Annotated in this window: 17 protein-coding genes and 2 pseudogenes; 7 read left to right on the plus strand and 12 right to left on the minus strand. The window is 72.0% G+C overall.

Going from position 1 to position 23,620, the window contains the following annotated elements; genetic code table 11:
• On the minus strand, positions 1 to 976 hold a 976-nt coding region (locus tag ACZ3IL_RS23185; RefSeq protein ID WP_467392931.1), incomplete at its 3' end, for an NHL repeat-containing protein.
• 272 nt (positions 977 to 1,248) lie between these two features.
• Positions 1,249 to 1,716 (minus strand): hypothetical protein, encoded by a 468-nt coding sequence (locus tag ACZ3IL_RS23190; RefSeq protein ID WP_467392933.1) that lies wholly within the window; start codon positions 1,714 to 1,716, stop codon positions 1,249 to 1,251.
• Positions 1,717 to 2,884: 1,168 nt separating this feature from the next.
• Between ACZ3IL_RS23190 and ACZ3IL_RS23195 the strand changes: the two genes are divergently transcribed.
• Complete coding sequence (locus tag ACZ3IL_RS23195) at positions 2,885 to 3,286, plus strand: FKBP-type peptidyl-prolyl cis-trans isomerase (RefSeq protein ID WP_467392935.1); 402 nt, start codon at positions 2,885 to 2,887, stop codon at positions 3,284 to 3,286.
• A gap of 101 nt (positions 3,287 to 3,387) precedes the next feature.
• Positions 3,388 to 3,804 (plus strand): hypothetical protein, encoded by a 417-nt coding sequence (locus ACZ3IL_RS23200; protein ID WP_467392937.1) that lies wholly within the window; start codon positions 3,388 to 3,390, stop codon positions 3,802 to 3,804.
• Positions 3,805 to 4,481: 677 nt separating this feature from the next.
• Here the strand turns inward: ACZ3IL_RS23200 and ACZ3IL_RS23205 are convergent.
• The 5 genes from ACZ3IL_RS23205 to ACZ3IL_RS23225 all read right to left on the minus strand — a co-directional run bounded on the left by ACZ3IL_RS23205 (position 4,482) and on the right by ACZ3IL_RS23225 (position 11,569).
• Positions 4,482 to 5,594: a threonine aldolase family protein gene (locus ACZ3IL_RS23205; RefSeq protein ID WP_467392939.1), complete on the minus strand. Its 1,113-nt coding sequence runs from the start codon at positions 5,592 to 5,594 to the stop codon at positions 4,482 to 4,484.
• A 39-nt stretch (positions 5,595 to 5,633) separates the two neighbouring features.
• Positions 5,634 to 7,577, minus strand: a complete 1,944-nt coding sequence (locus tag ACZ3IL_RS23210) for a metal-dependent hydrolase family protein (protein WP_467392941.1) — start codon at positions 7,575 to 7,577, stop codon at positions 5,634 to 5,636.
• An 87-nt stretch (positions 7,578 to 7,664) separates the two neighbouring features.
• Positions 7,665 to 9,404: a flavin monoamine oxidase family protein gene (locus ACZ3IL_RS23215; RefSeq protein WP_467392943.1), complete on the minus strand. Its 1,740-nt coding sequence runs from the start codon at positions 9,402 to 9,404 to the stop codon at positions 7,665 to 7,667.
• Entirely contained in the window at positions 9,401 to 10,852 is a 1,452-nt protein-coding gene (locus tag ACZ3IL_RS23220) for a glutamate-cysteine ligase family protein (protein ID WP_467392945.1), read from the minus strand. Before ACZ3IL_RS23220 ends, ACZ3IL_RS23215 begins: the two co-directional genes overlap by 4 nt.
• A 153-nt stretch (positions 10,853 to 11,005) precedes the next feature.
• Complete coding sequence (locus tag ACZ3IL_RS23225) at positions 11,006 to 11,569, minus strand: hypothetical protein (RefSeq protein ID WP_467392947.1); 564 nt, start codon at positions 11,567 to 11,569, stop codon at positions 11,006 to 11,008.
• Positions 11,570 to 13,157: 1,588 nt separating this feature from the next.
• Between ACZ3IL_RS23225 and ACZ3IL_RS23230 the strand changes: the two genes are divergently transcribed.
• Entirely contained in the window at positions 13,158 to 13,727 is a 570-nt protein-coding gene (locus tag ACZ3IL_RS23230; RefSeq protein WP_467392949.1) for a GNAT family N-acetyltransferase, read from the plus strand.
• Positions 13,728 to 13,925: 198 nt separating this feature from the next.
• A pseudogene (locus tag ACZ3IL_RS23235) lies at positions 13,926 to 14,536 on the plus strand (IS5 family transposase); the annotation flags it as partial.
• A 30-nt stretch (positions 14,537 to 14,566) separates the two neighbouring features.
• Here the strand turns inward: ACZ3IL_RS23235 and ACZ3IL_RS23240 are convergent.
• Positions 14,567 to 15,439, minus strand: a complete 873-nt coding sequence (locus ACZ3IL_RS23240; RefSeq protein WP_467392951.1) for a helix-turn-helix domain-containing protein — start codon at positions 15,437 to 15,439, stop codon at positions 14,567 to 14,569.
• A 149-nt stretch (positions 15,440 to 15,588) separates the two neighbouring features.
• Between ACZ3IL_RS23240 and ACZ3IL_RS23245 the strand changes: the two genes are divergently transcribed.
• A complete protein-coding gene (locus ACZ3IL_RS23245; RefSeq protein ID WP_467392953.1) occupies positions 15,589 to 16,476 on the plus strand; it encodes an alpha/beta hydrolase in 888 nt (295 codons plus the stop codon).
• Between the two features lie 119 nt (positions 16,477 to 16,595).
• On the opposite strand, the pseudogene ACZ3IL_RS23250 reads toward ACZ3IL_RS23245, so the two are convergent.
• The 3 genes and pseudogenes from ACZ3IL_RS23250 to ACZ3IL_RS23260 all read right to left on the minus strand — a co-directional run bounded on the left by ACZ3IL_RS23250 (position 16,596) and on the right by ACZ3IL_RS23260 (position 20,281).
• Positions 16,596 to 17,471, minus strand: a pseudogene (locus ACZ3IL_RS23250) (IS5 family transposase).
• Between the two features lie 255 nt (positions 17,472 to 17,726).
• Complete coding sequence (locus tag ACZ3IL_RS23255) at positions 17,727 to 19,343, minus strand: RICIN domain-containing protein (RefSeq protein WP_467392955.1); 1,617 nt, start codon at positions 19,341 to 19,343, stop codon at positions 17,727 to 17,729.
• Between the two features lie 536 nt (positions 19,344 to 19,879).
• Positions 19,880 to 20,281, minus strand: coding sequence for a hypothetical protein (locus ACZ3IL_RS23260; RefSeq protein ID WP_467392957.1), 402 nt, complete (start codon positions 20,279 to 20,281; stop codon positions 19,880 to 19,882).
• 343 nt (positions 20,282 to 20,624) lie between these two features.
• On the opposite strand from ACZ3IL_RS23260, the gene ACZ3IL_RS23265 reads away from it, so the two are divergent.
• Together ACZ3IL_RS23265 and ACZ3IL_RS23270 are read left to right on the plus strand one after the other, a co-directional pair.
• Positions 20,625 to 20,846, plus strand: coding sequence for a hypothetical protein (locus tag ACZ3IL_RS23265; RefSeq protein WP_467392959.1), 222 nt, complete (start codon positions 20,625 to 20,627; stop codon positions 20,844 to 20,846).
• A gap of 386 nt (positions 20,847 to 21,232) precedes the next feature.
• Positions 21,233 to 22,684, plus strand: coding sequence for a purine-cytosine permease family protein (locus tag ACZ3IL_RS23270; protein WP_467392961.1), 1,452 nt, complete (start codon positions 21,233 to 21,235; stop codon positions 22,682 to 22,684).
• 125 nt (positions 22,685 to 22,809) lie between these two features.
• Here ACZ3IL_RS23270 and xdhC read toward each other — a convergent pair whose 3' ends face one another.
• Complete coding sequence (gene xdhC, locus ACZ3IL_RS23275) at positions 22,810 to 23,619, minus strand: xanthine dehydrogenase accessory protein XdhC (RefSeq protein ID WP_467392963.1); 810 nt, start codon at positions 23,617 to 23,619, stop codon at positions 22,810 to 22,812.
• Position 23,620: the final 1 nt, after the last annotated feature.

The following is a 23,620-nucleotide window of genomic DNA, read 5'->3' on the forward strand; positions in this document are numbered from 1 at the left end:
CCACCGGATTGTTCAGCGGAGCGGCAGTGGCCGGGCCGTCCTCACCGCCGAAGTCCGCCGCCCCGGTCCCGGCGACCGTGCTGATCGTCCCGTCCACCGCGACCTTCCGGACCCGGTTGTTGCTGCTGTCGGCGACGTAGAGGTTGCCCGCGCGGTCCACGGCGAGCCCCACCGGATTGTTCAGCGGAGCGGCAGTGGCCGGGCCGTCCTCACCGCCGAAGTCCGCCGCCCCGGTCCCGGCGACCGTGCTGATCGTCCCGTCCGCCGCGACCTTCCGGACCCGGTTGTTGCTGCTGTCGGCGACGTAGAGGTTGCCCGCGCGGTCCACCGCCAGGGCCTGGGGGCGGTTCAGCCGGGCCGAGGCCGCCGGCCCGCCGTCCCCCTCGGAGCCCGCGGTCCTGGTCCCCGCGACCGTGCTGATCTGTCCGTCGGCCGTGATCTTCCGGACCCGGTGACTGTTGTACTCGGCGACGTAGAGGGTGCCGTCGCCGTCCACCGCGAGCCCGAACGGGACGTTCAACTGGGCGGCGGTGGCGGGGCCGCCGTCACCGCCGAAACCCGTCCTGCCCGTCCCGGCGACCGTGCTGATCGTCCCGTCCACCGCGACCTTCCGGACCCGGTTGTTGTTGCTGTCGGCGATGTAGAGGTTGCCCGCGCCGTCCACCGCCACGTCCCGCGGCCAGTTCAGTTCCGCCGAGGCGGCGGGGCCGTCGTCTCCCCGTGGACCTGCGGTTCCGGTCCCCGCGACCGTGCTGATCGTCCCGTCGGCCGTGATCTTCCGGACCCGGTGATTGCCGTGGTCGGAGAAGTAGAGGGTGCCGGCGCCGTCCAGCGCGATCCCGTACGGATAGTTCAACCGGGCCGAGGTGGCGGGCCCTTCGTCCCCTTCGAATCCGCCGGCCCCGGTCCCGGCGACCGTGCTGATCGGAGGAGCGAAGCCCTTCTCACCGGTGGGCTCCGCGTGGGTGGTGCTCATCGTCGTCCCTTCGTCCGCCCCGCCGCAGAATGCTTCGTTCCGTCTTTTGAAACGCGCAGGAGCGCCCACAGGAGCACCGGCGGGAAGGGCCGCTCCTGAGTGATCCGCGCGACGCGCGTCGTCGGGGCACGCCGTACCGCGGTGAGCCGGTGCGTTCCGTGGCCGTCCCCGGCCGCGGATCCCGTGCCCGCTCCTGCCCCGGGCGGGAAAGGACCGGGCCGGGTGGTGGTTCCCGGCGCGCCGGGTCACCGGCCGGAGGCACGGGCGTCCGGTCAGAGGTTGTACCGGTCGATCCTCAGGACCCAGTTCTGGAAACCCGCCGTCGTGCCGGTCGATGCCTTTACCTTCACGCGGGCGGTGACGTCGCGTTTGGGGAAGGCCGGCTGGAACTCGGCGACACGGATCAGGGTGTGGGAGGACCACTCCGGGTTGCCCCGGGCCGTCACGAACCGGTGGTTGGTGCTGACCGGGGCGGCCTGGTCGTTGCCGAAGAACACGGTGGCGTTGACGACCGCGTTGTGATCGGGGTGGGAGGCGAGGGCCTCGGCACTGAACGTCGCCACGAAGATCGCCCCGTACGAGGCGGCACCCTGCCCGATCTCCAGGTGGATGGTGGCGCCGGGCAGGTCGGTCCAGGTGCCGACCATGGCCTCCCAGCGGGCCTCGTCCCAGACGAGGAGGGTGTCGTCCGGCGCCCGGTTGGTGGCCAGGGGGGTGCGGGCGGGAGCGGGCGTGCTCATGGGGGCGGTTCCTCTGTATCGGCGGCAGGAAGCGATGTCTCGTGCGGAGAACTCCCCATCGGGCAGAGCCGCGATTCCTCCTGCCGGAACGCGGAGCGCTTGAACGCAATCATTCGGCCAGGGAAACGGCGGAGGAGCCGCCCGGCGCCCTGGCCGAAGGGATCAAAAAATGGCGTACTTCATCTCAAGCGGCCCTTCGACGATCAAAGAATCGATTCGGCATTCGCCTCCAAGAACGGCGCGAAGGACGTCCTCCCGCCTCGACGGCCTACAAATCTGTCTCAATCTCCGCCGCCCAAATGGTGAGAGCGCCACTCCACTCATGAGCAGAACCGTCACTTCGAAACAAGACCTCCTGCTTCCACCAACCGGCTACCGGGCCACCGGGAATCACGACACCTCCGCCCGCCACGCCTGCAGAGAATTCCCGGACCACACACGATTCGCCCCCCGGGGGTTCGCACCGGGGCCCCGATGCCCTGTCGGGATCGTCGCAGCCCCGGTCTTCGGAGCCCGGGCCTGCGGTGGGCAGGGCGGGGCATGCAGCGCGGCGCACCGTGGTCCTTGTCGGGGCTTCGTCCTGTCACAGCCCCTATGGCGACGGATACGAAGGGGTGGTCCTGACCGGGTGGAACACCTCACGAGCAGCGTGACGTTCGAGGCACCGGACGATGTCGCGCCGGGTCTTGCCCTGTCGGGTACGGCCCCCGTCGTACCCCTGGGTGCGCGGGCCGAAGCGCGGGCGGATCCGCACGATCCGGCCCGGGGCGCGTTCTCCGCACGGACGGAGGGGGTCGACGCCGGGCCTCCTTCGTCTCGGACCCCGCCCAACCGGCGTCCCTCCTCCGACCCGGAGCGGGTCGCCGCGGGCGCCGGGATCGCGGACCCCGCCTTCCACGAGGTGTACCACCCCCTGCCTGGAGGCCGTCCGGGCCTACCGCGAGGCCGTCCGCGACGAACCGGAGGGCCCGGTCCTCGCCCCGGCCGACTTCGGCTGGTCCGCGCGGGACGGCCGCGAACGCTGCCCGCACCGCGCGGGAGGCGCGGACGCGGCGGGAGCCCGTACCGCCGGCCGCGCTCCCGGCCGACGCCGAGCGCGGGCGTCGCGGGTAGCGTGAGCGCCTGCCGCGGGGAAGGTCCGTGCGGCCGTCCGTGCGAGGGGACCGCGATGAGCGAACCGACGAAGCCCGTGGCCGAGGCCCCGGAGGGCGACCCGCCCACCGACCTGACCGTCCGGGACCTGGTGATCGGGGACGGGCCCGAGGCGCGGCCGGGCAGGGTCGTCCGGGTCCACTACGTGGGGGTCGCGTTCGCCTCCGGGAAGGAGTTCGACTCCTCCTGGGAGCAGGACCGGCCGTTCAAGTTCGCCGTGGGCGGCGGCAAGGCCGTCAAGGGACTGGACCGGGGGGTGAGGGGGATGAGGGCCGGCGGCCGACGCGAGATCGTCGTTCCCCCGCGCCTCGGTTACGGCAGGCAGTCGCCCTCTCCGCTGATCCCGGCGGGCTCGACGCTGGTCTTCGTCGTGGACCTGCTCACGGTCGTGGGCGGACCCGCCGGAACGGGGTCCTGAGGGGTGCCCCGTGAAAGGGGTGTGAGCCGTCGGACGGTTCGCCCGCGGAGGCTCGGTTCCGGTGGGGGACGACCGGCCGTTCCGTCCGGCACGAAGGCGTAATGCGTGAGGACCGACGACGTGACCGGCGGCATCTCGCCGCGTCCCTGACCGAGGACGACATCCCGGCGCTCCTCGAGATCCGGTTCGACGGGGCCGCCCGGCACCTCGCGGCCCTCACCGGCGCCGGGGCAGCCCGCGACGCCAACGCCTTCCGGCGGAAACACCGGGAGATCCCGGCCGACGACGCGATCGTCGACCGGGACGTCGAGACCCACGGTGGGATCGTCGGCAGCGTTCAGCTCGGCGAGCAGGAACCGGTGCGGCTGCTCGAAGGCGCCGGCGCCCGCAAGTCATCGTCCACGATCCACGGCCGGGAAGTCACGCCATCCCGAACGGCCGAATCGACACACCGGTCACGGCCGGCCAGGACCATTCAACAAGACCGTGTCACGAGCTCCGGGGGAGAACCCTCGTGACCGTGAAGACCATCCGGCCGTTCCACCACGCCTGCGGTCACCAGGACGACCGCGACCTGTCCGACCGCCCGGCCGCCGGGCGGGCTTCGCCGAGTGGCTCGCCGAGCAGAAGTGCACCGACCGCCGCGAGACACGAGCCGGCCTCCGTCCCGCACCGCTTCGACCCGCCTGCGGCATCATCTGCTGGCGACGGCTCCGCACCTCATTCGGAAACGATCAGTAAAAACAGCGGGGTTTTTACCGATGGCGGAAAGGCCGCTCTCGAGGACATCCGGTTCCAGGTCCGGGGCTCTGGCTCGGCTTCGGGGCCAGAGCCCCGGAAGGAGCAGCAGATGCTTACGCGACACCCGGAGGCGCTTCTGGGCCTGTGGGAATCGAACGAGGACAGCGCGGGCTGTCGCGGAGTACCCCGCGACTGGCACGGCCCGCGTCGTACCCCTGGGTGCGCGGGCCGAAGCGCGGGCGTATCCGCACGATCCGGCCCAGGGCGCGTTCTCCGCGCGGACGGAGACGAGCCGCAGGCGAACGCCACCACCGGGCATCCTCGCCCCCGCCCCCGTGGCACCGGACGAGGGCGACGGGAGGGAGCCGGCCGGATGACGCCGGTCCCCGTCGGCCGGATGACGCCTCCCGTGGCGGGCGCCGGGCGATTCCCCGCCCGGCGCCCGTTCCCGGCCCTACGGCCGGCGGGAACCCTTGCCCCGCGCGTCGACCGCCCGCGCCACTGCCGCGGCGAAGTCCCGGACGTCCTCTTCCGTGGTGTCGAACGAACACATCAGGCGCACTTCGTTCCGGTTCTTTTCGTCGGGGCGGAGGTCGTACCGTCCGGAAAGCGCGGCCAGGACGGTTCCGGGGAGGACGACGAACACGGAGTTGGCCTCGACCGGCCGGACGACCGTCACCCCTTCCACCCCTGCGAGGAGGGAGCCCAGGCGTTCCGCCATGGCGTTCGCGTGAGCCGCGTTGCGGTGCCACAGGTCTCCGCCGAGAAGCGCCTCGAACTGGACGGAGAGGAAGCGCATCTTGGAGGCGAGCTGCGTGGTGCGCTTGCGCAGGCGGGCCGTGCCCGAGACACGGGACGGGTCGAGGACCACCACGCACTCGCCGAAGAGGAGACCGTTCTTGGTACCGCCGAAGGACAGGACGTCCACCCCCGCGTCCGTCGTGCAGGCCGACAGGGGGACGCCCAGGGACGCGGCCGCGTTCGCGAGGCGTGCCCCGTCCATGTGCACGGCGAGACCGTGCGCGTGGGCGCGCGCGGCGAGATCGCGGACCTCCTCCGGGGTGTAGCAGGTTCCCCGTTCCGTGGCCTGGGTCAGGGAAAGAACCTGCGGCCGGGCGCTGTGCTCGTCCACCGAAGCCTCCAGCAGGGCTTCCACCGCCCGGGGCCCGATCTTCCCGTCCGCGGAGGGGACTCCGAGCAGTTTCAGTCCCGCGACGTGTTCCGGCCCTCCTCCCTCCTCCTGGTTCACGTGGGCCCGCTCGGCGCAGACGACCGCACCCCACCGGCTCGTGACGGCCTGCAGCGCGACGACGTTCGCTCCGGTGCCGTTGAAGACCGGGAAGACCTCGGCGGCGGGTCCGAAATGGCGGCGGAAGGTGTCCTTCAGGCGGGCGGTGTAGCCGTCCTGCCCGTAGGCCCCCTGGTGCCCCCCGTTCGCGAGGAGCAGTGCGGAGAAGACCTCCGGGTGGGCGCCCGAGCAGTTGTCGCTCGTGAAGCCGCGCCGCTCGGGGTCGTGGCGGAGGACCGCGCGGGTGGAGGGCGACGAGCGCCGTGCGGGGGGCGGCACGCGGGCCGGTGGGATGCTCCCGGCGGACGCGTCCCCTCTTCAACCGCCGTCGACGTAGTTCCAGTACGGGTCGACGAGCGCCCCGAGCTGCCGGGCGGTGTGGAGGATGCGCGCGGGCTCCTCCCCACGGGCCAGACCGTACTCGAGGACCTCCAGGGTTCCTTCGGCGACCTCCGGAGGTGGCCGGTCGCCCCAGGACTCCATGTAGGTGAGGACGGGGCGCGGGGCGTCCGGCAGCTCCCGGGAGGCGTCGACGATGCGGGAGAAGAGCGTGCACCAGGTCGAGAGGTCCGTGTGGAGGTAGAGGGCGGCTTCGGCGGGGCCGGCCTGGGTGCCCATCCAGGTCAGGTCGCGCACCACGCGGAAGAGCCCCTGGTCGACCGGCACCGGCGGGATGTCGGGACCGGAGACGCCGACGGACGGAGCCGCCTCGCGCAGCAGGCCGCGCGCGGTGGCGATGGTGTGCTGGACGAACGAGAACATGGTGGCCGGTATCTCGTGGCGGTGCCGGGCCACCAGGAGGGCGTAGGTGGACAGTTCGGCCTCCTGGCACTGGTACTCGGCCAGCAGGATCCTCCTGAAGTGCTCGGGACGGATCCGACCGGACCGCGCCAGTTCGACGAGCCGGTTGCCGCTGACGAACCGTTCGACGTCCGGTTTCGTCGCTTCGACGAGCTGTTCGGGTTCCACGGGGTTCTCCTTTGCCGGTGCGGAGGGGGAGGGAAGGGCCGGGGCGGGACGCGCGCCCGGCGTGATCGTGGCCGGTTCCCGGACCACCGGGCGCCCCCGCTGGATCACGTGCCGCACGCGGCCGACGGCGGTGATGTCCCGGAACGGATCGCCTTCGAGGGCGACGAGGTCGGCGGCGGCCCCGGGGGTGAGGGTGCCCAGGTCGGGCCGGCCGAGGAGGTCGGCCGCGACGCTCGTGGCCGCCCGCAGGGCGCGCAGGGCGGTGTACCCGTGGTCCATCAGGGTGGGGAACTCGCGCCAGTTCTCGGCGTGCGGGAACATCCCGGCGTCGGTCCCGAACGCCGTCTTCACGTCCGTCCGGGCGGGCCGGAGGAGTCCTTCGCGCAGCGCCTCGGCGTGTTTCCGGTAGTTCTCGCGGACGAGGGCGGTGGAGTCGTCCCAGAAGGCGTCGTCGTCGATCCGGTCGAGGAAGCGGGTCTGGACGTAGTGGGTGGGCACCAGGAACGTGCCCGCCTCCTCCATCGCCCGGTAGGTGGGCGGGGTGGCGAAGCAGCCGTGTTCCACGCTGCGCACCCCCGCGGCGACGGCCCGCAGGACGGCGCGGTCGGTGAAGACGTGGGCCGCGCAGGGCAGGCCGAGGTCGTCGGCGGTGGCGACGATGGTCTCCACCTCGACGCGCGAGTAGGAGGTGCTGGTGGGGCTGTCCACCGGTGAGGAGAATCCGCCGCCGCCGGCGAACTTGATCCAGTCGGCTCCCGCGCGGGACTGCTCGCGCACCGCGCGGCGCAGTCCCTCGACGCCCTGGGCCAGGGTTCCGATCCGGTGTCCGTAGCGCTGGGCGAGGTCGGGCTTCTTGTCGCCGTGACCGCCGGGCGGGGACAGGATGTTGGGGGCCGCGAGGATGCGCGGTCCCTCGATCAGGCCGTCCTCGACCGCGTCGCGCAGCGACACGTTGAGGGGCAGGTGGGCGCTGCCGAGGTCCCGGACGGTGGTGAAACCGTTGTGCAGCAGCGTGCGCAGGACGGGTACGGCGGTGAGGGTCTGGTACGCGGCGGGTCCGGTCTCCGCGCTTTCGTCGAGCAGGTGGACGTGGCAGTCGATGAATCCGGGCAGCAGCGTGCAGCCGGGCATGTCGAGGACGTCCGCCTCCGGTCCCGGAACGAGGTCGTGGGCGACGGCCGCGACACGGCCGTCCCTCAGGAGGACGGAGAGTCCTTCGACGGGGGCGTCCGCGACCGCGTCCCACACGCGGTCGGGACGCAGCAGGATCTCCCGGTCGGGGGGTGTGCGCACGAATGCCTCCGGATCGGTGGACACGGCGGGACGGGTACGGGGGGCGGCCTGCGGGCGGCGTGGGCCGGGCGGTGCCGTCGGAGCGCTTCAGGGAGCGAGGAGCGGCGTGTAACGGGGATCGCCCCAGACGTCGCCCGGCCCCGGGTTGCCGGGTTCGGGGCGGGCACCGAGCCGGCGCAGGACCCCCCAGGCGGCGTTGAGGCCCGAGGCGAGGGCGTGATCGAGCCAGCCCGGCGACCAGGAGGTGTCGTCGCCGGCCAGGTAGAGGGCGTTCGGCGGTTCGCCCGGTACGGCCGGTGTCCCGGTGAAGTCCTTGAGGAAGTGGGCGAAGAGGTCCCGCTGGTAGGGGTAGTCGCCCGGACAGGACCAGCGGCACAGGCCGCGGAAGTTCTTCTCGTTCTCCCACGACACCGTCACCGCCTCCCCCGCACGGGCCTGGGCGCGCAGTTCGTCCGCCATGCCGGGGTGGACGGCCGCGAGGTCGCGGACGAAGAGGGCGACCCTCTCCTCCAGGCCGGAAGGGGCGACCTTCACCGCGTCCTGGGCCCAGCTGAAGCTGAGGTCGAGCACGCCCCGGCGGCCCCCGGGGCCGCGCGCGGGTCCGTAGTCCATGGTGTAGGCGGCCCGTGGCAGCCGGTCGGTGAGGGTGACCCCGTCCATGGTCGTCGCCTCCCAGAACGGCCGCTCGACCACGAGGGCGGTCTTGGCGGACTGCCAGTAGGAGAGGCGGCGGACGGCCCTCCACAGCCGGGGGCCGAACACGGGAACGCCGGGGACGGTGGAACGCACCTCGACCCCGGTCTCCAGCAGGCGCAGTTGCGGGGTGAACACCACGGCCGCGAACCGCTCCTCGTGCCCGTCCGCGTCGTGCACCACCACACCGCGCGCCGCGTCCGGTTCGACCTCCAGGAGGCGTACGGCGGGCCTCGGTGCCCCTTCGTTGACCGCTTCCAGGCTGCGCGTCCGGCCGCGTGGGTCGGCGACGGGGCAGGTCCAGAATCCTTCGGCGAGCCGGCTGATGCCGTCGGGCGCGTAGAGGGTGCCGCTCCCCTCGGTGCACAGCAGCAGCCGGAGGATCTCGATCACGCTGATCTCGAAGAAGGAGTCCCACACGGCGGGCCCCACTCCCGCGGTTCCCAGGAGCCGTGCCTGGTCGTGGCTCAGGCCGGCGCCGCCGGGCTCGCGCAGGAAGCGGTAGAAGGACCAGGGTTCGAACCGGCCGAGCACCTGGTTCCAGCGGCGGTGCGCCGCGGTGAGGTCGCGCGCGGCCAGGTCCCGCTGGATCTGGGGGAGGCCGACCCGGGCGAGGGCGCGCCGCCAGCGCGTGTGCGCCTCGCGGAAGCCGTCGTGTCGGTCGTACAGGTCCTGGATCTCCCGGGCGGCGTACTGGACGCCGTCCACGTCCAGCACGGTCAGCGGAGTGACGGGGGCGGCGTAGTTGTCGCGGAACGGCTCCAGGCGGACGCCGAACGTCCGGGCGTACTGGCGCAGCAGGGAGGCGGAGTCGGGGAAGCGCATGCAGCCCAGCTCCACGACGGCGCTGTCCTCCTCCCGGAGGCGCCGGCTGTACATGCGTCCCCCCAGACGCCGGCCACCCGGCCCGTCCGCGCTCCGCTCGGCCTCGTACAGGACGGGGTGGCAGCCGGCCCGCAGCAGTTCGTAGGCGGCGGCCAGCCCGCTGCCACCGGCTCCGACGACGGCGACGCGCGCCCCGGGGGTCTCCTCGGGCAGTCGTCCCATGCGTCGGCCGCCGCCGACGTGCGCGGTGTAGTCGAAGGGGAAGTCGACCTGGAGATCGGTGGCGGGCGGGGGCGTGCTCGGGCTCATCGGTGGCTCCGGAGGGGAAGGGCGGGTGGTTTCCAGGTGTGCACCGGCGCGGCCCCCGCGGCGAGGCGCGCGTAGTGGACCGTCAGTTCCGCCAGTTCGGCGGAGTCCCGTTCGCGTGCGGGGGTCCGGGGGCCCGGCGGTCCGGGCCGTCCGGCTCCTCCGTCCGCCGCGCCGCGCCGCCGCAGCGCTTCGCGCGTCCGCTGTTGCCACCACGCGCCCGTACGGCCCGTCACGACCCGGTGGTGCAGCAGGTCCAGCATGGCGTCGGCCTCGCCGGCGTCCACCGAGAGGAGTGCCAGGCCCTCCCGGGCCCTCGGCAGCAGCTCCTCGACCAGGGTTCCGGCCCCGTACTCGCGCGGCGCCGTTCCGGGCGAGGGCCACCACAGGGAGGCGCCCAGGCCGTCGCGCGCGGCGCGGTAGAAATTGGTCCTGGCGAGGGCGAACGGGAGTTCCCGCGCCACGTCGCGCCCGCCGGCCGTCAGGAAGAGCGTGAGTCCGACGAGGAAGGCGGCGTTCGCGGCCATGTCCAGCGGCGTCGGTCCGGACGGGAGCGCCCGGAACTCGATCCGCAGGTGGCCGAGCGGGTCGTACACCGGCCGGTTCCACCACCACACCGTGCTCAGGTGCAGGCGGAGTTCCTCCAGCGCCGGCCAGTCGCCGGGCGCGTCGTGGCCGTCGGCGGGAGAGACCTCCGGCAGCAGGACGTCGTAATGGCGTACGGCCTCCTCGAACGCCGCGAGAGGACCGCCCCGCATCCATCCGGGACCGAATCCGACCCGGGGGCGCCGGGTGCCGGCACCGGGAGAGCCGCGGTCGCCGAAGCCGTGTTCGTACACCGGGATGCGGGCCTCCTGCCATCCGGGCCGGCCCAGCGGGAAGGGGGAGTTCCCCGCGGCCGCCAGGACCGGTCCTGTGGCGAGCTGGGCGGCGTTGAAAGCGCGGTGGAAGAGGTCCGGGGCGACCGTCAGGTGCACCTGCCAGGAGCAGGCCGCGCCCTGAACCGCCACGGACTCCGCCCTGAGCAGGCCCCGTTCCCCCACGGGCAGGTCGAAGGGCACGGAGCGGCGGTGGCTCCAGGCCCGCTCCAGCGCGTGGTAGCGCGGGAGGTCCGTCAGGGCCCGCGCGGTCAGGTCGGCCGGCGTCAGGGTGGGCAGGGTTCCGATCGGGATCGGTCCGACCCCCCGGTGCCGCGGCGTCGCGGCGGTGGTTCCCGCCAGCGTCCGTGCCGCCTGTGCGGCCAGGGCGGTGAAGGGGCGCCCTCGCGCCGGAACCGGCGTCAGGTTCGCCTCGAGGTTGAAACGGGCCACTTCCAGGGTGAGCGAGTCGTCCCGGGCGGCTTCGCGGACGGCCGCGTTCACCGGGGCCGGACGGCCGTCCGGCCCGATGAGGGAGAATTCGAGCTCGGCCCCCAGCGTGGGCGGAGCCGCCCCGAAACCGGGGTCCGTCACCGCTTTCCCCAGCGAGGAAACGCACTCTGCCAGGCGGGACCGGAACCGTGCGTGGTCCTGCTCCGTGAACGTCACCCGACCGACTTCGCGGCCCATGTCACTCCCCTGTACGGCCTTGTGTCCTTCTCCGGTCCGGTCGTGGTGCGGAGCCGTTCAGTCGAGCGCGGCGACCGCTCGCCACCAGTCCCGCAGCGCCGGTTCCATCCGCACCGCGCTGCGGGTGATCCATTCGTCGGGTTCGTGATGCCCCCTGCCGTACTCGATGACCTCCAGGACGCCGTCCGCCACCTCCGGCGGGTTGTCCCGGTAGGCGTCGACGTACGCCACCATGGCTTCCGGCACCTGTTCCGTCTCGGCGAGGACGTCGGCGAGGACCGCGCAGGAGTTGCACCACAGCGTGAAGTCGGTACGGGCCAGGAGGGCCGCTTCTCCCGCTCCGGCGTGCAGGGCGACCCACGAGATGAACTCGGTGAACCGCCGTACCGCCTCCCGCCGGGGCTCCCGGCGCATCCGGTCGACCGACATGCCCAGCGCGGGCGCGAGCCCGGTCACCATGCGCCGGCGCGCCTTCATCAGCTCGCGCGTGACGAAGGAGAAGAACCCGCCGGGGACCTCGTGCGGGAAACGGGAGATCAGCAGGCCGTAGGCGGTGAACTCCGCCTCCTGCGACTGAAACTCCGCCAGCGCGAAACTCCGCAGATGTTCTTTCTCGATCATCCCCTCCCGAACCAGCGACAGGAACTCATTGGCACTGAGGTGATCGGGAATGTTTATTCCCACGCGGTCGATGAACTCGGTGGCAGGCAAGAGGAAGACCCCCTCGAAGGGAAAATCGCGGCCGGCGACAGGAACGGCACACCGAAATCCACAGGTGGATACGGCCGACAAGGGCCACATTATCGATGCAGCTCTCGGGGCGCCCCGCTCGCACGACCAAGAATTGCCCCCGAAGAGGAGCCTGGCAAGCGGATCGGGTTGCTCCGTCACTAATCCGCTCCCCGGCCGATCACTCAAAACCTGTGGCGAACGGCGATGCGGAGCAGCTGAGCTGCGCAAACCCTCTCCCCTCTCCCTCCGCGCGCCCTCACGGAACAAGGAAGAGAAAAATCCACAGGTGTCCGAATTGCATTCTGCGCAAATTTCACATGGGCAACTTCCGCACCGCACTGCACCGCACCGCACCGCTCCCTCCCCTCCGCCACCCCCAAGAGCCGATTCACAACGAATGACATGCGGGGAACTTCACCCGCGCTCCGGGCATCGCCGTTTTCAGGACAACTTCAGGGAACCTGATTCCCCGGTCGACACCCGCGGCCGACCGCGGAATGCGACGGTGCCGCCCCGATCAAGGCTTCGGCACGGTCGCGTGACGTCCGGTGCGCGAGGACCGTCCGGACGCGGGACGCCCGCGCGGCGGCGGGAACGGTGTCCAGAATCATGGAATTCTCCATGCCCGTGATCCGGGCGGAGGACTGCGCCCGCCGGCGCACCCCTGTGGTTCCCGAACGCGGAGGCCGACGCCCACGGAACCGGGGCCCCAGGCGGCGATCACCTCGGTGCGGTCCAGTTGTCTCCGCCGTTGCGAGGCACCGACGAACCGCGCCGACAGGACGTGATCGAGTACTGCGCGCTCATCGGCGTCCGAGGAGCGCGGATCGACGGAAGGAGGAACCATGCGCCCGTTCCGAAGCGGAGGGGCGATCAGCGCCATGCCGACGGCGACTGCCGCCGAGGCCGCAGAACGGCACTGTGTGGTTGTTTCCGGTAGGGGCCGGAAGGAGGCAGCGGCCGGGAGTACCTCGCGACTGACACGACTTGGCGAAGCCTCGTCAGCACCCGAACACGACGAAGCCCCGGCCCGGTGGCGCCTCCCGGCCGGGGCTTCGTCCTGTCACGAGGTGCCGCGGTCCCCGCGAAGCGAGACGGACCGAGCGCCGCGCACCCTGCGGCATGCGCTCTTCATGGACTGTGTGGACTGTCCTGGAAGGGTCCTACGACCTGTGGAACGTGGCGCCCGGGGAGGGGGCCCCGGGACAAGGACCGGGGCCTGTTCCGGCCCGTCGACGCGGTGCTGCAGGGTGTTCGGCGGTGTCTCGCTCACCCGCCGGCCCCTCTCGTCGCCCACGATCCCCCACATCGCCGGGTCGGACCCAGGAGCGTGGGTCAGTAGACAAGTCCTGGGATGCCGCGCCGCGTGGTGAAGTGCGGCTGCCGAGCGCCGCTCTTGGAAAGGCGTGGCTGTCGGGCAGTCGCGATGCGAAAATCAGTCCGCGACTTGATCCACATCCGCGTCCCGGAGGTCCGCATGGACGTCGTCTCGCTGCTGCCGTTGACCACGTCCCGGTTGTCGCTGCGTCTGTTCGCTCCCGGCGACGCCGACGACCTGTACGCCTACCAGAGCCTGCCGAGCGTGGCGCGCTACCTGTACCGGCCGGCGCACACGCGTGAGCGCAGCGAGCAGGTTGCCGCCGAGCGCGCGGCGCAGACGGCCTGGCGCTCCGACGGGGACAAACTGGCACTCGCTGTCTGCCGACGCGACGAGCCCGGCGTCATGGGCGAGGTGAGCCTCGCCCTGGCCGATGCCCGCGCCGCCCAGGCCGAGATCGGCTGGACCCTCGACCCCGGTCACCAGGGGCACGGCTACGCGACCGAGGCGGCCGCGGCACTGGCCGGGTTTGCCTTCGACACGCTGGGCGTGCACCGGCTCTACGCACGGCTGGATGTGGAGAACACCGCGTCTGTGCGGGTCTGTGAGCGCCTCGGGATGCGCCGGGAGGCGCACCTGGTCGAGAACGACCTCGACGGGGATCGCTGGGGCAGCGAGTACATCTATGCGGCGCTGTCCGCGGATCTTGACATTCGATCAGGCAATTGAGCCCGGCGCCGCTTTTTGTTCGTGATCTTCCTCATGGGAGAGACGCGGCATGTCTGGCGGGGACGGCCTGTTCGAGGTGGATCCGGCGGCGGCGGTGAAGCCGCACGCATTGATCACGAGCGTTGTTGACACGCGGGGGTCTTGATCATGGCGAAGACCTCCGGTGTGGTGGAGATGTCCAGGGCGTCCCTTTCGGGGTTCGGTTCGTGGAAGGGCGTCTACACCCGCTTGCGAAAATGGGCGCTCGACGGCACCTGGGCGCGGGTGTTCACCGCTCTGCTCGCCCAAGCGGACGCCGAGGGGGATCTCGGTCGGGTCGTCGCGGTCGGCTCAACCATTGTCCGCGCCCATCAGCACGCTGCCGGCGCCCGCAAAAAGGGGCTCTGGACGGCGAGCCGGAAGACCATGCCCCCGGCCGGTCCCGTGGTGGGCTGACCACCAAGGCCCACGTGGCCGCGGATGACCACTGCCGGCCTCTCGCTTTCGCGCCAGCTCCCGGGCAGGCAGGTGACGCTCCCGCATTTGAACCGGTCATGGCCACGATCCGGGTGCCTCGCCCACTGGGGCGACCTCGGGCGAGACCGGCCATGGTCCTGGCGGACCAAGCCTGTTCCTCCCGCGCGATCCGTGACCACCTCCGCGGACGCGGCGTCCGGACGGTCATCCCCCAGCCGTCCGACCAGATAGCCAACCGAAAGCGCCGAGGCCGCCACGGCGGGAGGCCGCCCGGCTTCGACAAGGCTGCTTACAGGCAGCGAAACACCGTGGAACGATGTTGGGGGACGCATCGAAAGTGGCGACGGTTCGCTGCTCCTCGAAAAGATCAGTCGCAGTGATGGTCACGAAGGTTGCGGACTCCGGGCCGTGCCGTGGGCCAGGCCGGCCAGTCGTTCCGCGTCGGGGGTGCCGGGTTCGGCCGACCAGAGCACGAGTTGCTGTTCTGGTGCGCCGGCGTAGCGGAAGGTGTCCCAGTCGAGGGTGAGTTCGCCGACGCGGGAGTGGGTGATGCGTTTGCTGCCGAAGTCCTGGTGCGCGACGCGGTGCTCGGCCCACCAGACCCGGAATTGCTGATCGGCGACGGCCAGCTCGCCCACCAGGGCTGTGAGGGCCGGGTCCGTCGGATTCGTTCCGGCTTCCATCCGCAGGACTTCGACGCAGGTGCGGGCCACGTCCTCCCAGTCCGGGTAGATGTCGCGCATCACCGGGTCGGTGAAGACCATGCGGACGTAGTTGCGCTCGGGCTCGGGCACGGCCGAGAAGTCGCACAGCAGCTGTGCTGCCAGTGGGTTCCAGGCGAGGATGTCGAGGCGTGGGCCGAAGACGATGGCGGGGGTGCCGGTGAGCTGGCCGAGCAGCCGGGTCAGGTGCGGGTGCACTTTGGGGCGCGGGGACCGGCGCGGCGTCTTGCGGTGTCCGGCGCGCGCGGCCTGGTCGACCAGTCCTTCCACGTACGTCCTCTGGTCGGCGTCCAGCCGTAGTTCCCGCGCGAGGGACTCGAGTACCGGCGGCGACGGTGCCAGTCGGCCCTGCTCGATGCGTACGTAGTAGTCGGTGCTGATGGTGGCGAGCTCGGCCACTTCCTCGCGGCGCAGTCCCCGCACGCGGCGCTGGGTGTGGGTGCGCTCGGGAAGCCCGACCTGCGCCGGTGTGAGTTCACCACGGCGATGCTTGAGGAACTCACCGAGCTCACGAAGATGCGCGGAATCAGCCATTCCTCCAGCATGGCACCGAGGGAAAAGCTCTGCCTGGGAGAGATCCTTCCCAGGAAGCAGCCCGACCTTCCCGGGCCCCGGCCGTCGGCCGGACAGTGGACACAGGCCCGCAGATCGCCGGCCGGCACTGATTCCCCCAGGAGCAGAACATGAGGACCGACGTCCGGTTCCCCACCAACGGCCTGCAGCTCGCCGGCCACCTCTACCTTCCCGAGGACAGCGACGGCCCGCTCGCCGCCATCGTCATCGGCCACCAGACGACCGGGGTCAAGGAACAGTCCCCGGCGGTGTACGCCACACGCCTGGTCAAGGAAGGCTTCGCCGTCCTGACCTTCGACGCCGCGTTCCAGGGCGAATCCGGGGGCGTGCCCCGCGGCCTGGAGGACCCCTTCCAGCGCGCCGAGGACTTCCGCGCGGCGGTCTCCTACCTCACCACCCGCCCCGAGATCGACTCCGACCGCATCGGCGTGATGGGCGTGTGCGGCTCCGGCGCCTACGCGCCCTACGCCGCCCAGACCGACCACCGGATGAGGGCCGTGGCCGGCGTCTCCGGGACCGACGTTCCCAGCTTCTTCCGCGGTGCCGACCCCGAGGGCTGGCAGCAGATGGTGGCGAACTCCGGAAACCTCCGCAGCGCCGAAGCCGCCGGCGAGCCCGCGGCGACGTTCCCCGCACTGCCCGAGACGGCCGATGCCGACACCCCCGCCCCGGTCGCCGAGTTCATCGACTACTACAAGACGCCCCGCGGCAGGCACCCGCGCTCCACGGGAGACGTGGTCGTGCGCAGCGCGGACCTCCTCGACCAGTTCGACTCCTTCGCCGACGTCGCCAAGATCGCGCCTCGCCCGCTGCTCATGATCGCCGGCACCGAGGCGGTGACCCGCGGGTTCTCCGAGAAGGCCGTCGCCGACAGCCCCGGCAACGCCGAGCTGTTCCTCGTCGAGGGCGCCACCCACGTCGACCTGTACGACCGCGACCAGTACGTGACTCCCGCCGTCGCCAAGCTGGCCGAGTTCTTCAGCGAGCACCTCGGCTGAGCCGGCAAGCGCGAGCGGTCATCCAGCGGACGCCCCGTCCGCGCTGCGGGTAGATCCCCTTGGTCAGGGTGGAACGTCCCCGGCGAGGGTCAGGCGCCCGAGTGTCGCGAAGGTGCTGGTCACAGCCACTCTCCGATGGCTGCGACCAGCACCACGGCCTCGTGGCGAACGGCAAGCCTGTCGTATCTCGTGGCGACCGCGCGATGTCTCTTGAGGCGGTTGGTCCCACACTCGACCGCGTGGCGCTCGCGGTAGTCGACCGGGTCGAAATGAGGCGGCCGACCACCGCGGGGGCCGAGTTTTCGGCGGTTGCGCGCCTGGTCGGCCTTCTCGGGAATGGTGCATCGGATCCCTCGCCGACGCAGGTAGGCGCGGTTCCTGCGGGAGGCGTACGCCTTGTCAGCACGCACCCGATGGGGACGGATGCGTGGCCGGCCGGGCCCAATGCGAGGCACGCAGACCTTCTCCAGCACCGGTTCGAACCGCGGAGGGTCCCCGCGCTGCCCGGCCGTGACCACGAGTGACATGGGCTTCTGCCCCTGTTCGACGGCCAGGTGCAGCTTGGTGGTAAACGCGCCGCGCGAGCGTCCCAACCCGTGACCACGGGGTTGGGTGAAGACGCCACCTGGTGGTTCCTTCTGCAGGTCGCCCCGCTTGCGGGCCCCGGCCGCATGCTGATGGGCGCGGCACACCGCGGAGCAGACGCTCAGATCCCAAGTGATCGAGCCCTTCGCGTCGGCCGGGGACTGGAGCCGGGTGAGGATCCGCCGCCAGGTGCCGTTCCGCTGCCACCGGCGGGACAAGTCGTAGACCCGGCCCACGGTCCGTACTCGGCGGGCACGTCCCGCCACGGAACACCGGTCCGAACCCGGAACCGTATGCCGTCGGTCAACCGCCGCCGAGGCCAGACGGGCGGCCGCCCCGCCCTGCCCCCCCTTCGGCAACCACGGCCCCAGCACCGCCCACTGCTCGTCCGTGAGATCTCCCCGACCCATGAACCACGATCGTTCACAGCCCAAGATCACTTTCGACACACGGCCCAGCGGCTCCCGCCCCGGCCGGACGCCGTAGCCGGAACCTGACGCACCGGCGGTCCCCCGCGTACCACCGCGCCGGTTCCGGGCCGACATCACGTGCTTCGCGCACGCCCCGGTCACGGCGACGCTTCCCGGCGGGCCCTCCGCGTTGCCGTGCGTCGTGAGGTCCGGGCTCGTCCGTTCGCCGGAAGAGCCCGGACGGCCGGTGCCCGGTTACTTGCTGGTGCCGATCCAGGCATGGCTGGTTCCTGCCGGGTTGCAGGTCCACTGCACGGCGTGGGCGTCATGCGCGGTGCTGCCGTCGACGATCGTGGCGCAGAGGCCGCTGCCCTGGTTCACCATCAGCACGCCGCCCGCGGAGCCGGCCCCGGTGCGCCACTGCTGGGTCGCGTGACCGAGGCAGTCGAACTGCTCGAGCACCGCGTTGCCCGAACCGCTCCCGTTTCTCACGGAGAGACACCGCTTGCTCTGGAAGTTACGGATGGAGGACCCGTCCCAGTACCAGTCCTGCGCGTTCGTCCCGGAGCAGTCCCACTGCACGACCGTGGTGTTGTTGTTGAGGCCCGCGGAGTAGGGAACCAGGCATTTCTGGCTGTGGACGTTCTTCAGACGGAACGTACCGACCGGCTGGGCGGTGGGGCTGAAGTCGAACACCATCCGCTGGTTCTGCGCCTCCGAGGCCCGGTGCACCTCGTTCACTCCCCGCACGCGTCCGGCCGAAGCGTCCCAGTCCAGGTTCTGCGTCATGTCGGGCACACTGGTCAGCACGGCGGGCACGCCCCCGGGAGTGGCCTTGTGGACACAGGAGTTCTCGATGTACCCGTTGTTGTAACCGGTCGGGCACGTGCCGCTCAGGAAGAAGTGCCCACCGGTGAAGACGGCACCTTGCATGCTTCCGACCGGCGAAGTCCACGCCCCGATGGGCGTCGAGTCGCCGAAGTCGTCGCCGTCCGCGGAAGCGGGCAACCAGGTGTCCAGGTCGAACGGCCACAGGACGAGGCGACCGCCCGGCGCGGCCCTGTTGTACTCACTGGACAACAGGGCGCCGTGTTCCCGGTCGAAGCTCAGGGAGTTCACGCACGGCTCGACTCCGGTGAGGGGGGTACATCCGGCGCCCGCCGCCTTCGGCGTCCGGTACTGGAGGGTGCGTGGAATCACGTACTGGTAACCGAAGGTCGCCGCCGCGTTTCCGGACCGCTGCAGGTTGTCGAGGCTGTAGACCGCCAGGGAGCCGCCGGAGCCGACGATCAGGTTGTCGCCGTACCACACGACGCTGTCGCCGTGCCCGCCCACCGCCTTCATCGTTCCGGCCCTGTCGACGTTCACCAGCAGCACGTCCGTGTAGTACGGCGTGCTCCCGGCGCGGTCGACGAACCTGAACTTGAGCAGCGAACCGCTGTTGTGCATGGTGACGACTTCCCAGCGGCGGGGCGAGGCCTCGGGCCACCGGCCGTCACTCGTGACGGCCTTGCCGTGGGGAACGGAGAAGCCCTGGGGGTACCAGCCACTGGTACCGCTGTCGTCGCCCGGATCGTCCCAGCAGTACCCGCGGGCCCCCACGCCCGGATGAAAGGGCTCGGGATAGCACAAACCGCTCCTGCCGGCCGCACCCTTACCCGCCAGATCCCGCAGGTCGGCCGGGGAAAGGTCGGTGTTGAGTTCGAGTCCGGTTCTGACGTCGGCGCGGAGGTCCGCTTCCGCGGTCAGTTTGTACTGCGCGTAGGCGGCCGAGCCGATCGGCGAGACCGCCGCCACGTCAGCGTGCGCCGTTCCCGCGCCCGTGGTCGCACCTGCCAGGATCAGGAGGGCGGCCGCGGCAGCCTGTGCCACTCGCCGCGTCCGCTGGTGGAGTTTGACTTTTCCGTACATGCGGACGAACTTTGGCACCCCTGGTACGGCAGCGATCCGGCGGGGTGCCGCATACCTGCCTCCTCCGCGCGAGGGACGTGCCGACCTCGAAGGCCGGCTTCCCACGCCCCCGCCGGGGGCCCGGCCGGAACCGATGTGGTGGGTGCTCGCCCTCGGCCTGGAACTGGCGGACCCGGCCGGGCATCGCGTCATGCCCGGTCATGACCTGTTGACGGGGCGGCTCCTCCCGCCGTGGGTCCGCGCCCGCATCCACTCGGCCGCTCGTGCGCCTCGCACACGTGGCCGGCGCCCGGGATGACGAGGTCCGTCCGGATGTCGAGCGGTTCGCGCGGGCAGCTCTTCGCCCCGTCCCTCGTCCCGTGCGCCCGGGCGGCCCCGTCACCACCTCCGTCGGTGCCCCGGCGGAACGGCGTCGGGGACACCGGGTGGGCGGATGCGGGCGGTACGGGCCGTTCGCCTCCGGGACCGGGCGGCGGGGCGCGCGGCCGGCCGTCCCGTTACCCGTCGGCCGGGGTGGACGGGCGGAGCAGGGAGGCGAGGGAGGCCGCGAGGTCGACGGGGTCGACGGGGAGGGTGACGGCGGCGTCGGCGCGGCTCCAGGTGGCCAGCCAGGCGTCCTGGGGGCGTCCGATGAGCAGCAGGACCGGGGGGCAGTGGAAGACCTCGTCCTTGATCTGGCGGCAGACGCCCATGCCGCCGGCGGGTGCGGCCTCGCCGTCCAGGACGCACACGTCGACGCCGCCCTCGTCCAGGCGTGCGAGGAGCGCGGGCAGGGTGGCGCACTCCACGAACTCGACCGGGGGGACGTCGGCCGCGGGCCTGTTCCCGGCCGCGAGGCGCACCTGCGCGCGGGTGTTCGCGTCGTCGCTGTAGACCAGGACCGTGGCACTCGACCGCATCGTTCCTCCGTGGGGTGGCGGCCGGACCGGTGAGGAAGGGGCCGTCGGCCCGCTTTCGTTGCTCCGTCCGACCCCGCTTCCGTCACTCCGTCCGGGCCGGGCTCCGGCGCGGGGCGAGACGGGGCGCCGGGGGCGGGGAAGCGGTGTTCCGGCGGGGTTTTCCCCACCGTACGCCCCTCCGGGCGGGCGGCGCGGGGGTGACGCGGCGGGCGCGACGGCAGAGACGCGGGAACGGACGTTCAAAAATCTTCGTAGCGGGTATTCCGGACTGTTCGGCACCCGTCGGACGCCCGCGCCCTCCGGACGCGGGTACGCGACCGCGGCTTCACGGCGGTGAGAACCGATGACCCGCTGCAAGACACCCGACTACCGCACCGGTCACCGCGGCCGGCACTGGACCCACGCCCTGCGCTACGCGCAGAAGGCCGGTGCCGTCGTCGTCACCGACGACACCGGGGAACCCGTCACCTACGCCCCCGACCACTCGGGCCCCGGCCGTTTCAGGCCCTGGGTGACCGAGGCCGGTCTCCGGTACGACAGCCATGACGTCCATCCCGAGTGGTGACCGCCGCGTCCCGCCCCGCGCCGCGGCTCCGCCGGGCCCTCCCCGCCCGGCCGCACGCGTCGTCCCACCGGTGGCGCCCGCGTTCCCGTGCCCCGGGGGCTTCGGATTCCGCTGCGCGCCCGGAGGGCCGTCCACGGGACTCCGGGCGCCGGGAGGGGACGGCTGACCGGGCGGAGGCCGCCGCCAGGCGGTTCTCCGCGCCGGGGGCGACATCCGGCCACTCTCAGGAAAGCGCATTCCGCCATGCCCGAGACGACGATTTCCGCATGTCCGCCGCCGTAAAGCCTTCTGATTCTTTTGTCCCAAACGGTTGACGACCCGTCCGGGGTCGCTATTAAGTGTGCGACCAATAAGCACTGGTGGGTGACGAACCAACCGGAGGGCCCATGGCGTCCACGATTCCCGACCCGCAGCACGACGCCCGGCGGGAGCCCGGCGCACCGTCCCCCGACCGGGCGGGCCGCGTCGAGGCCCACGGCATCGACCACATCCCCGACGCGGAGCGCCACGGCAGGCCCCGGGAGCTGTTCTCCGTCTGGGCGGCGGCGGGCGTCAACTACCTGAGCCTGCTGGTCGGCGGCACCCTGATCCTCATGGGACTGTCGCTGTGGCAGGCCCTGGCGGTGATCCTCGTGGGCAACCTCTTCTGTCTGCTCACCGGGTTCCTCGCCGTCTCGGGGCCGGCCGCGGGCGTGCCGAGCGAGGTGGTCACCCGGGCGATGTACGGCGTCCTCGGCAACCGCGTGAACAACGCGGTCGTCGGCTGGCTGATCTCGGTCTGCTACTTCGCCCTCAACCTGTCGGCCGCCTCGGTCGCCGCCTTCTCCCTCGCCGGGAGGGCCGGCATCACGCCGACCACGGGCGTCAAGGTCGCCGTCGTCGTCGTCATCGCCGCGCTGACCCTGGTCATCAGCGTCTACGGGCACGCGCTGATCGTGAAGCTCTACCTCCCGATCACGCTGGTCCTGACCGCCGCCTTCGCGGTCGTCGCGTACGGCGTCCTCGGGCACGCCGACTTCTCGTACGCGCCCGCCGAGCCGCTGACCGGCACCGGCCTGTGGGCGGCCCTCGTCGCCGGGGTCACCCTCGTCGCCTCGGGCGCGCTGTCGTACACCACCAGCTCCGACTTCTCCCGCTACCTGCCCCGCACGGCCTCCGCCAAGGGAATCGCCGGCTGGACCGCCCTGGGCATGATGGTCCCCGGCACCCTCGTCTGCTTCCTCGGAGCGCTCGCCGGGACCGCGGTGGACATGAGCGACCCGCAGACCGCGCTCGAGGGGATGCTGCCCGGCTGGTTCGTCCCCGTCTTCCTCCTCTCCCTGGTGCTCGGCACGATCTCCATCAACGCCCTGACCGCCTACAGCGCCGGTCTCGCCATCCAGGCCGTCGGCATCCGCATCCGCCGCTCCTACAGCGTGGTCGTCGACGGGCTCGCCTCGGTCGCCCTGACCCTGTACGGGCTGCTGATGTCGAACCTCCTGGACACCGTGAACAACGTCCTGCAGCTGTCCGTCGTCCTGCTCGGCCCCGCCATGGCCGTCTACGCCACGGACATCGCGCTGCGCCGCAACCGCTACGACGGCGTCGCCCTCTCCGACGAGAGCCGCACCAGCCCGTTCTGGTACACCGGCGGCGTCAACCCGGCCGGCGTCCTCGCGCTCCTCGCGGGCGTCGCCTCCGCCGCCCTCTGCGTGAACACCCTCTACACCGGGCCGGTCGCCACCGCCCTGGGCGGGATCGACCTCTCCATGCCCGTGGGCATGATCGTGGCGTCGGCCGTCTACGCGGTCACGATGCGGCGCTCCGCCGGCGTCCCCGCCGTGCCGGGACGCGGATGAGCCGCCCCGCGGCCCCCCGGCCGGAGGAGGCGCCCCGCCCGGCCGGAACCGGGCGGGCCGGGACCGGCGGGGCGTCCCGTCGAGCCCGGACCGGCGGGGGGCGTCCCGCCGGTCCGGGCGGGGGTTCAGTCCTCCTCGGCCTCGAAGGCGCGCAGCAGGTCGGCCGCGACGCTCACGGCGATGGTCGCGGGTTCCTTGCCGGTGATGCCGGGCAGCCCGATCGGGGTCTTGATCCGGTCGATGACCGCCTCGTCGTGGCCGCCCTCGGTGGCGAGGCGCTTGCGGAACCGCGCCCACTTGGCCGCCGACCCGATCAGGCCGACGGAACCGAGGCCGGGGGTGCGCAGGGCGGCGTCGCACAGGGCGGCGTCCTCGGCGTGGTCGTGCGTCATGATCAGGACGTGGGTGCCGTCCGGCAGCTCCGCGAGGACCTCCTCGGGCAACAGCGGCGTGTGGTGCACCCGCACCCGGGCCACCGCGTCCGCGAGCACGGCGAGCCGTTCCCCGGCGAGGACGTCCGGGCGGCTGTCGACCAGATGGAGGTCGAGGTCCTGGCGCGCCAGGACGCGGGCCAGTTCCAGGCCGACGTGCCCGAGGCCGAAGATCGCCACCGCCCGCACCACCGGCAGGGGTTCGAGCAGCACGGAGACCGTGCCGCCGCAGCACTGCACGCCGTGCTGGTTGACCACCTTGTCGTTCAGGGCGAAGTCGATCAGTTCCGGCTCCGGCGCGGACGCCGCGATCATCTCCCGGGCCCGGTCGATCGCGACGGCCTCGACGTTGCCGCCGCCGACCGAGCCCCACGTCCCGGTCCGCCCGACCACGAGTTTCGCGCCGGCGTCGCGCGGGGCGTGGCCGCGCACGGCCGCGACGGTCACCAGTACGCCGGGCTCCCGGCGTGCCCGCAGCCGCGCGACCGCGGCGACCCACGTCATG

This window comes from Streptomyces sp. NPDC014907, assembly GCF_055562975.1.

What these genes read in the sequence shown, in the direction of transcription:
- ACZ3IL_RS23190 (WP_467392933.1), bottom strand. Translation starts at nt 1,716, where the DNA reads ATGAGCACGCCCGCTCCCGCCCGCACCCCCCTGGCCACCAACCGGGCG.
- ACZ3IL_RS23195 (WP_467392935.1), top strand. Translation starts at nt 2,885, where the DNA reads ATGAGCGAACCGACGAAGCCCGTGGCCGAGGCCCCGGAGGGCGACCCG.
- ACZ3IL_RS23200 (WP_467392937.1), top strand. Translation starts at nt 3,388, where the DNA reads ATGCGTGAGGACCGACGACGTGACCGGCGGCATCTCGCCGCGTCCCTG.
- ACZ3IL_RS23215 (WP_467392943.1), bottom strand. Translation starts at nt 9,404, where the DNA reads ATGAGCCCGAGCACGCCCCCGCCCGCCACCGATCTCCAGGTCGACTTC.
- ACZ3IL_RS23225 (WP_467392947.1), bottom strand. Translation starts at nt 11,569, where the DNA reads ATGATCGAGAAAGAACATCTGCGGAGTTTCGCGCTGGCGGAGTTTCAG.
- ACZ3IL_RS23230 (WP_467392949.1), top strand. Translation starts at nt 13,158, where the DNA reads ATGGACGTCGTCTCGCTGCTGCCGTTGACCACGTCCCGGTTGTCGCTG.
- ACZ3IL_RS23240 (WP_467392951.1), bottom strand. Translation starts at nt 15,439, where the DNA reads ATGGCTGATTCCGCGCATCTTCGTGAGCTCGGTGAGTTCCTCAAGCAT.
- ACZ3IL_RS23245 (WP_467392953.1), top strand. Translation starts at nt 15,589, where the DNA reads ATGAGGACCGACGTCCGGTTCCCCACCAACGGCCTGCAGCTCGCCGGC.
- ACZ3IL_RS23260 (WP_467392957.1), bottom strand. Translation starts at nt 20,281, where the DNA reads ATGCGGTCGAGTGCCACGGTCCTGGTCTACAGCGACGACGCGAACACC.
- ACZ3IL_RS23265 (WP_467392959.1), top strand. Translation starts at nt 20,625, where the DNA reads ATGACCCGCTGCAAGACACCCGACTACCGCACCGGTCACCGCGGCCGG.
- ACZ3IL_RS23270 (WP_467392961.1), top strand. Translation starts at nt 21,233, where the DNA reads ATGGCGTCCACGATTCCCGACCCGCAGCACGACGCCCGGCGGGAGCCC.
- xdhC (WP_467392963.1), bottom strand. Translation starts at nt 23,619, where the DNA reads ATGACGTGGGTCGCCGCGGTCGCGCGGCTGCGGGCACGCCGGGAGCCC.